Annotated in this window: 8 protein-coding genes; 5 read left to right on the forward strand and 3 right to left on the reverse strand. The window is 73.4% G+C overall.

All coding sequences use genetic code 11. The features are described from left to right. The first annotated feature begins 231 nt into the window (after window positions 1–231). Both SSNG_RS01045 and SSNG_RS01050 read left to right on the forward strand, forming a co-directional pair. Complete coding sequence (locus tag SSNG_RS01045; protein ID WP_007261918.1) at window positions 232–513, forward strand: pyrimidine/purine nucleoside phosphorylase; 282 nt, start codon at window positions 232–234, stop codon at window positions 511–513. 127 nt (window positions 514–640) lie between these two features. Then, a complete protein-coding gene (locus tag SSNG_RS01050) occupies window positions 641–1,432 on the forward strand; it encodes a DUF4239 domain-containing protein (RefSeq protein ID WP_007261919.1) in 792 nt (263 codons plus the stop codon). Here SSNG_RS01050 and SSNG_RS01055 read toward each other — a convergent pair. Next, complete coding sequence (locus SSNG_RS01055; protein WP_042800356.1) at window positions 1,417–2,679, reverse strand: MFS transporter; 1,263 nt, start codon at window positions 2,677–2,679, stop codon at window positions 1,417–1,419. The genes SSNG_RS01050 and SSNG_RS01055 overlap by 16 nt on opposite strands. A 99-nt stretch (window positions 2,680–2,778) precedes the next feature. Between SSNG_RS01055 and SSNG_RS01060 the strand changes: the two genes are divergently transcribed. Further along, the gene (locus SSNG_RS01060) at window positions 2,779–3,861 is read left to right on the forward strand and encodes a helix-turn-helix domain-containing protein (protein ID WP_007261921.1); all 1,083 of its coding nucleotides are present in this window, start codon (window positions 2,779–2,781) and stop codon (window positions 3,859–3,861) included. A 146-nt stretch (window positions 3,862–4,007) separates the two neighbouring features. Here SSNG_RS01060 and SSNG_RS01065 read toward each other — a convergent pair whose 3' ends face one another. Continuing rightward, window positions 4,008–4,463 (reverse strand): transglycosylase SLT domain-containing protein, encoded by a 456-nt coding sequence (locus SSNG_RS01065; protein WP_007261922.1) that lies wholly within the window; start codon window positions 4,461–4,463, stop codon window positions 4,008–4,010. A gap of 389 nt (window positions 4,464–4,852) precedes the next feature. On the opposite strand from SSNG_RS01065, the gene SSNG_RS01070 reads away from it, so the two are divergent. Beyond that, a complete protein-coding gene (locus SSNG_RS01070) occupies window positions 4,853–5,767 on the forward strand; it encodes a DUF5829 family protein (protein ID WP_042800359.1) in 915 nt (304 codons plus the stop codon). Between the two features lie 108 nt (window positions 5,768–5,875). On the opposite strand, the gene SSNG_RS01075 is transcribed toward SSNG_RS01070, so the two are convergent. Next, a complete protein-coding gene (locus SSNG_RS01075) occupies window positions 5,876–6,772 on the reverse strand; it encodes a LysR family transcriptional regulator (RefSeq protein WP_007261924.1) in 897 nt (298 codons plus the stop codon). A gap of 148 nt (window positions 6,773–6,920) precedes the next feature. Here SSNG_RS01075 and SSNG_RS01080 point away from each other — a divergent pair. Further along, window positions 6,921–7,870, forward strand: a 950-nt coding sequence (locus tag SSNG_RS01080; protein ID WP_050779504.1) for a surface layer protein, incomplete at its 3' end; no start/stop codon positions are given.

Genomic DNA, 7,870 nt, shown 5'->3' on the forward strand with positions numbered 1-7,870 from the left:
CCGCGACGCCTGGCACGCGCTCTCGCCGCACCGGGCGAAAGCCAAGTACGTCCAGTACGCGGGCTTCCGCCCGGCGCACCGAGAGCACGCACCAGACGCCGCGGGGCCGCCCTCCGGGCGACGACGGGAGTTTGACGACAGACCCTAGCGGTAGCCTTCCCCTCGCCGGTGAGCGGGGCGCGACGAGCCGGCGTTCCGATTCCGCTCGTTCCCCAAGAGGACACCACGCACATGTTCAAGGTCAACGAATACTTCGACGGCACGGTCAAGTCGATCGCCTTCAACCAGGAGCAGGGCCGGGCGACCATCGGTGTCATGGCCCCCGGCGAGTACGAGTTCGGCACGGCCGCCCCGGAGGTCATGCACGTCGTCAGCGGCGCCCTGACCGTCAGGCTCCCCGGCGCCGCCGAGTGGCAGACCTTCTCCTCCGGCAGCCACTTCAAGGTCCCCGGCGACAGCACGTTCCAGCTCAAGGTGACGGTCGAGACCGCGTACCTCTGCGAGTACCGCTAGTCGCCGGGCGGGCGGCGCGGACGCGTCACCCGGCGTCACCCGGTCGCGTGAACGTCTTCGCACACGCCCGCAGCGGCCCTTGGAACCGCGGTTCCAAGGGTGCGCGTGCGGCCTAGACTCCGCGCACATGTCGCTATGGCTCCTCAACCACTTCAGCACCTTCGCCCTGGCGGTCGTCGCCGTCGGCGGGACCGTCCTCCTGGCCGTCGGCGGCAGTGTGCTCCTGCGCCGCAGGCACCCCTCGCTGGCCCGCGGGGAGCACAACGACATGGTCGGCGTGACGCTCGGGATGTTCGGCGCCATCTACGGGATCATCCTCGCGTTCGTGATCGTCACCCTGTGGACGCAGCTGGAGGAGACCCAGACCATCGTCGCCTCCGAGGCCACCAGCGCGGCGCTCATCTCCCGCGACGCCGCCGCGTTTCCGGAGCCGGTGCGGGCCCGGCTCGACGCGGCGATGAGCGGCTACGTCCACGCCGTCGTCGAGGACCAGTGGCCCCGGATGCGGGCGGGGAACCCGAGCTACGGGGCCACAGAGGCCCACCTGCAGGACGCGTTCCGGGTGCTCCAGACGTACACCCCGCAAAACCAGTCGGAGCAGGTCTTCTACGAGCAGGCCGTCGGCCACCTCGACGACGTGGCCGCCCAGCGCCGCGCCCGCATCACCATGGCGCGCCGGGAACTGCCCGTGCTGCTCCAGGCGTTGGCCTTCGGCGGTGCGCTGGTCCTGATCCCCCTCACGTTCCTCTACGGACTGCGGAAGCTGCAGGTGCAGGTCCTGTTCGTCGCCTCGGTGGCCGGGCTCGTCGGCTTCAGCCTGCTGCTGGTCTTCGTCCTGGACCGGCCCTTCTCCGGTGATCTCAGTGTGAGTCCCGCCCCCTATCGGGAAGGCGCCCTCGCCCGTTACTGGACGCCCTGAGCCGGCTCCTCGGCGTCCCGTTCGGCGGCGACGGCCGCGGCGGACAGCAGGGTGGCTCCGGCGAGGGTGCCCCACAGGGCGGCCGGGCCGTGGGGGGCGAGGCCGGTGATGGCGGCCGGGGAGACGGCGAGGCCGAAGCCGGTGGAGAGTTCGAAGCGGGCCAGGGTGCGTCCCAGCACCCGGGGCGGGGCGAGGGCCGTCACGAGGGCGGTGGCGCTGCCCGCGTAGACGATCTCGCCGAGGGTGCAGACGACGGAGACCGCGGCGACGGCGGGGGCGGCCCATCCGGCGCCCTCCCCGCCGCCCAGGGACGTCACCGCGAGGAAGCCCGCGTAGGACGCGGCGAGGACGGCGCCGGCGACGGCCAGCGCGGTGCGCCGGGCGTAGCGGGACATCAGGACGGTGACGGGGACCTGGAGCGTGACCACCAGCACCGTGTTGGCCACGAAGACCGCCGCCGACCACACCGGCGAGGCGTGCAGCTGCGTCAGCAGGACCAGCGGGAGGGCGATCTCGGGGACGTTGAGGCAGAAGACGTAGACCACGTTGGCGGCCAGCAGGGCGCGCATGCGGGGCGGGGCGTCCCCGTGCCCCGCCGCTGCGGCGGGCCGGGCCGGCTCGCGTTCCGCGCGTACGCGGACCGACCACACCAGGCCGGCGGCCGCCAGGTAGGCCAGTCCCGTGACGGCCGCCAGTGCCCGCAGGGCCGAGGTCCCGCCGGCCAGGCAGGCCATGGCGAGGAGCGCCCCCGCCCCCAGCCCCGCGTTGCGCAGGGCGCGTCCGGCGGCGAGGGCGGTGTCGCGTTCGCGGCCGTGGGAGAGGGTGGCGACGAGCGCGGCGTGGGCGGCCGGCCAGGCCTGGTTGCCGATGCCGAGGAGCAGGGCCGCGGCCGCGAACGGCCAGACGCGGCCCGCGGGGGTCGCCACCAGTACGGCCGTGCCCAGCACGCGTACCAGCATCGAGGCGGCGACGACGGTGCTGCGCGCGCCGCGGTCCAGCCATCGCCCGACGCCGGGCGTGGACAGCAGGCCGGTGACGATGCCGGCCGTCATGGCCAGGCCGGTGGCCGACGCGGACAGGCCGAGCACCGTCACTCCGTACAGGAGGAGGAAGGGTCTCAGCAGGCCCGTGCCGAGGGCGTCCACGGCCAGGGCGACGGCGTAGCGGGGGCCGCCGGAGGCGTGCAGGACGGCGCGGGGCCGCAGCTTGCGGGTGGTGGCGGGGGCGGGGGTGCTCGTGGCTGGCATGGGGTGAACGGTGGGTTCAGCGGCCCGGCCGGGCACGTCGGTTGACGGAGATCGTCAACAGTCGTCGGCGCTGTCCGGCGGGGCGGGGATGATGTGCGGATGACGTTGAGGATCGACATCGGCGGCATGCCGTCCGAGGGGCTGCGGTTCGCGGCGTCCCCGCTGGCCGAGCTGACCGCGATGCTGCACGTGCTCGCCGAACCGGAGCACCATCCGGAGTTCGCCGCGTGGGCCTCCGACGTGTGGGCCGGGCTGCGGCCGGGGCTGGCCGAGCGGTTGCGGGAGGCGGAGTTCCTCTGGCGCACGTCCCAGGCGGACTTCATGCTGCCGGCCCGGCCCCGGGCGACGCTCGGGGAGGAACTGGACGACGTCGACCGGCTCGACGACGAGCGGTACGTGTCCGCCGCGCTGGTCACCACCTGCGGGAACCGGATCCACTTCACCTCCCCGTCGCCCCTCACCGACGCCGCCGCGCGCGACCTGGCCCTCGACCTGGCCCAGGCACGGGGCGTACGCCAGGAGGCCTTCGCGGAGCGGCTGCTCGCGGACCCGGCGGCGGTACGGGCGCGCGTCCGCGACACCCTGGAGGCCTGTGCCGAGGCCTTCTTCGACGCGGCGTGGGCCGACGCCGCCGTCAGGCTCGCCTCGGACCTGCGTCTGAAGAACGACCTGTTGAGGCGCCAGGGCCTCGGGGCGGCCCTCGCCTCGGTCTCCGGCGCGGTCACCCTGGCTCCGGACGGCGACGCCATCCTCGTGGACAAGCTGCTGGACAAGGCGACGACCGCCGTCGGCAGCGGCGTCACCTTCATTCCGAGCGTCTTCGGCCGGCCGCACCTGGCGATGGTCCACGCGCCCGGCTGGCAGCCGGTGGTCCAGTACCCGGTGGACGGGCCCGGCCCGTCGGATCCGGTCTCCCTGGAGACGGTCACCCTGCGGCTGGAGGCCCTCGCCCACCCGGCCCGGCTGCGTCTGCTGCGCACCCTGGCCCGCGGCCCGCACACCAACGGGGAACTGGCCCACGCCTGGGACCTGACGCCCCCGGAGGTGTCGCGGCACGTGGCCCTGCTGCGGCGGGCGGGGCTGCTGGCCGCCCGCCGGGAGGGGCGGTACGTGCGGTACAGCCTCAACCTGTCGGACCTGACGGCGCTGGGGACCGACCTGCTGGCGGCCGTACTGCGGTGAGGGCGGTCGGGAGGCGGCGGGCCGGGTCCTGGCCGTCCTGGCGTACCTGCGGCGCTGACCGCCCGCGCTCGGCCGGGTACGCGGGAACGCCCGGCCGAGGGTGTCGGCCGGGCGTTCCCGGGGTGTCCGCTGTGGTGCCCGCTGGTCTAGTACCAGTGGTTGGCCTGCCAGAAGTTCCAGGCCCCGACCGGGCTGCCGTAGCGCTCGTTCATGTAGTCCAGGCCCCACTTGATCTGGGTGGCCGGGTTGGTCTTCCAGTCCGAGCCCGCGGAGGACATCTTCGACGCGGGCAGCGCCTGGACCAGGCCGTAAGCGCCGGAGGAGGAGTTCGTGGCGGTGTAGTCCCAGCCGCTCTCGTGCGTGACGATCTTGTCGAAGGCGGCGAACTGGGCCGGGTCCTTGATCATCTGCTGGGCGATCGCCTTGGCACCCGTCGGAGCGGCCTGCGCCGGGACGGTGGCGAGCATGGAACCCGCAACCCCCAGGGCGAGGACGGTACCGGCGAGGGTCTTCTTCGAAGCGGCGATGCGGCGGATGACGGCGTTGGACACGGAGAAAACCTTCCGACGGGAACAAGGACGGTCGCCGCATGCCGAAGACATGCGTGAACCACTCACACGGGTGGGAGGGGATCTGCCGGCGGGGGGCGGTGCGCCCCGGCCGCCTCGGCGACAACACCAGTTAGCCAGCCCCCCGCCGCCCTGGCAACGCCCCCCACCTACTAACCCCCCTCGCAGACCCCGACCAACGACCCGCACCGGAGGCCCTGCGGCGCCGGACCGGCCGGGCTACTAACCCGGACCGGATGTGACGTGGGTCCTGTGGGCCGCCTCACCGGCCAACCCCCCGAATGTCACCCTGCGTCGCCGTTCAGCACCTTTGTGGTGGGTGTCCCCCGTCACTTCCGGCCCCCGCCCGCCGCTTAATGAGCGGCGGACGTCCACCGGCGCGGCCTACGATCACGCGCATGTCGCATCGTCGTGTACTGCACGTGTTAATGGTCCTCGTCGTGGCACTGACCGGATGGGTCGGGGGCGCCACGGGAATCGCGTCGGCTCAGGAGGAAGCGCCGTCGGCGGGACGCCAGCTGCTGTTCTACAACCACGCCTACGGGGTGCTCGACCGGGAAACCGCCGACGCCATCGAGCACTCCGCCTACCTGCGGGACTTCGCCAACTTCCAGGTCCGCACCACGACCGGCTCGGGCGGCGAGACCTGGACCGGCCGCTATCTGATGGGCCGCGAGACCTACCTCGAACTGTTCGGCGTCGGTGACGTCCCCGGCCAGGACGGGACGCTCGGCGCCGGCGGGCTGGGGCTGTCCGTCGAACGGGCCGGTGACCTGGCCACGGTCACGACGCGCCTGCGTGAGCAGGGCGTACCGAACCCGGTGGCCTTCCGCCAGACCCGCGACTTCGGCGACGGGGTGCCGGTGCCGTGGTTCGACGCCGTCTTCACGAGCGGCACGTACGACGCCTTCGGCGCCTGGGGCATGGAGTACCTGCCGGAGTACTTCGCCGACCGCCGCAGCAACACCGAGCCGGCCTCCTACCCCGGTGACGTCGGCCGCGAGCGGTACCTGTCCGACGGCTACCGCGAGCACCTCATGAAGGACGTGACCTCGATCCGCCTCGGGATCACCGCGGGCGACCTGGCCAACACGGTGCCCCTGCTCCGGGCGGGCGGCTTCACCGTACGTGAGCTCCCCGGCGGCAGCGTCCTGGCGCTGGGCGGCGGTACCACCGTCCGCCTGGACCCGGTGGCACGCGAGCAGGCCGGTCTGCGTCAGGTCGAGATGTCCCTCAACCGCCCCGTCTTCACCCGCCACGAGGAGCGGATCGGACGTTCGACCCTCGTGGTCGGCCCGGGCGACCGTGCCGTGTGGACGTTCGGGGCGGCGCAGTAGGAGGCCCCGGTGGTCGGATCCGGATGAGGGGGGAGGGGGGAGAGGGGGCGAGGGGGCGCACCCCTCTCCCCTCTCCGTCTGCGGCCCGGCGATCGGGTGCCCGTCGGCTCACCGGTGCGGCGGGGCCAGGACGGCGGCCGCCAGGTGTTCGCGGAACCAGCGGTGCCCCGGGTCGGCCGAGTTGCGGGGGTGCCAGGCCATGCCGAGGTCCAGGGGTTCGAGGTCGAGGGGGACGGGGAACGCCCGCAGTCCCATGGCCGCGATGGTGTCGGGGATCCAGTCCGCGAGGCTGAGTGCGACCAGGTCGGTGTCCCGGGCGAGCATCATCGCGCTGGTGTGGCTGGGCACCACGACCGCGGTCCGGCGGCGCAGGCCGAGCTCCGCGAGCGCGCTGTCGATGGGCCCGAGGCGTTTGCCGAGGCGGGAGATGCCGATGTGGTCGGCCGCGGCGAAGCGGCGGGCGTCGATCCGCCCGTCGAAGAGGGGGTGGCCGGTGCGGGCGATGCCGACCAGGGGCATCCGGGTGAGCCGCCGGGTGCGGATCTCCGGGTCCAGGTGTCCCAGGACGCCGAGTTCGACGTCCACCAGGCCCTGCCGCAGTCCGGGCCCGCCCTCGACCGCCTCCGGCAGGAAGACGACGTCCACTTGCGGGGCCTCCGCGTGGATCCGCTCGGTCAGGCTCCCGGCCAGACCCACGAGCAGCAGGTCGGTGGCCTGCACGGTGAAGGTGCGCTGGAGGTGTACGGCGTCGAAACCGGCGCCGGGCCGCAGTACGTTGTCGCAGCCGCGGATCAACGCGCCGACTTCCTCGCGGAGTTCCACGGCGCGCGGGGTGGGGACCAGCCCCTGCCCGGCCCGGACGAGGAGCGGGTCTCCGACGGTGCGGCGGAGCCGGGCCAGCGTGCGGCTGACGGCGGCGGGCGAGGTGCCGAGGCGCTCCGCGGCGCGGGTCACGCTGTTCTCCTGGAGCAGGGCGTCCAGGACGCGCAGCAGGTTGAGATCCATCGCCTCCCCCTTTCGAACTGGGCTTTTGCGTCTGGGGCAATGATTGGGTGCCAATCTTTGCATTGCTGTCGGACCCCTTGGGCGCGGAGGGTGGGGGTGCCCGCGAAATCGCGTGGCGTTCCCGCCCCACCCCGTTCAAGGAGCCGCTGTGCTGCAGTCCCCCCGTACCGGTCGAGAAGGCGATGTGCTGGCCGTCGTCAGTCAGAGCGGACCGACGGTCTCGTTCTTCGACGCCGCCTGCGACCGGCACCTCGGCGACGTGCACGTCCCCGCCGAGCCGCACGAGTTGTGCTTCGACGCCACGCAGCGCCTGCTGTGGTGCACGCTGACCTACCACTCGGGCTACTACCACGCGAACGGCGGGCGACGCACCGAGCTGGCCGTCATCGACCCCGACACCCGCCGCGTCGTCGAGCTCGTCGACCTCGCCCCCGAACACGGCCCGCACGGGCTGGCCCTGGACGCCGAGCGCGGGCGGCTGTACGTCAGCGTGGAGAGCGGCGACGGCCGCCCGGGCGGTGCCGTGGTGGTCGACACGGCCACCCGCCGGCCGCTGGGCAGGATCGACACGGACGCGCCGGGCCCGCACTGGTTCTCCATCGACCCGGCCGGGCGGACGGGGTACGCCACCAACAAGGAGGCGCCGTTCGTGTCGGTCGTCGACCTGGAGCGGGGCACCCTCACCGCGAAGGTCGAGGTGCCGGGCAGCGAGGGGCTCGCCGTGTCCGCCGACGGCGCGTACGTCTACGTCGCCGCACCGTACGGCAACTTCTCGGGCGGCAGCGGGGAGCGGCCGGCCGACGGCCTGCGGGTCATCGACGCCCGGACGGCGTCCGTGGTCGACACCCTGCCCACCGAGAACGTCGTCCTGCCGGTGCACCTCACGTCCACGGGCAGGCTGCTGGCGGGCGAGCTGCGCATGGCCGCCGACCCGGCGTCGCGGCTGGGCCGGCACGCGCCGGGCCGCCTCACGGTGTTCGACGCGGGCAGCCGCGAGCAGCTGGGCGAGGTGGAGGTCGGGCTGTTCCCGCTGACCATCACCTCCTCCCCCGACGGCCGGCTCGCCTACGTGTCCTGCGTCATCTCCTCCACCGTCGA

This window comes from Streptomyces sp. C, from assembly GCF_000158895.1.
In the GTDB taxonomy this organism is placed as follows: Bacteria; Actinomycetota; Actinomycetes; order Streptomycetales; family Streptomycetaceae; genus Streptomyces; species Streptomyces racemochromogenes.

Coding starts and splice junctions, on each gene's coding strand:
- SSNG_RS01060 (WP_007261921.1), top strand. CDS start 2,779: ATGACGTTGAGGATCGACATCGGCGGCATGCCGTCCGAGGGGCTGCGG.
- SSNG_RS01055 (WP_042800356.1), bottom strand. CDS start 2,679: ATGCCAGCCACGAGCACCCCCGCCCCCGCCACCACCCGCAAGCTGCGG.
- SSNG_RS01045 (WP_007261918.1), top strand. CDS start 232: ATGTTCAAGGTCAACGAATACTTCGACGGCACGGTCAAGTCGATCGCC.
- SSNG_RS01065 (WP_007261922.1), bottom strand. CDS start 4,463: ATGTCTTCGGCATGCGGCGACCGTCCTTGTTCCCGTCGGAAGGTTTTC.
- SSNG_RS01050 (WP_007261919.1), top strand. CDS start 641: ATGTCGCTATGGCTCCTCAACCACTTCAGCACCTTCGCCCTGGCGGTC.
- SSNG_RS01075 (WP_007261924.1), bottom strand. CDS start 6,772: ATGGATCTCAACCTGCTGCGCGTCCTGGACGCCCTGCTCCAGGAGAAC.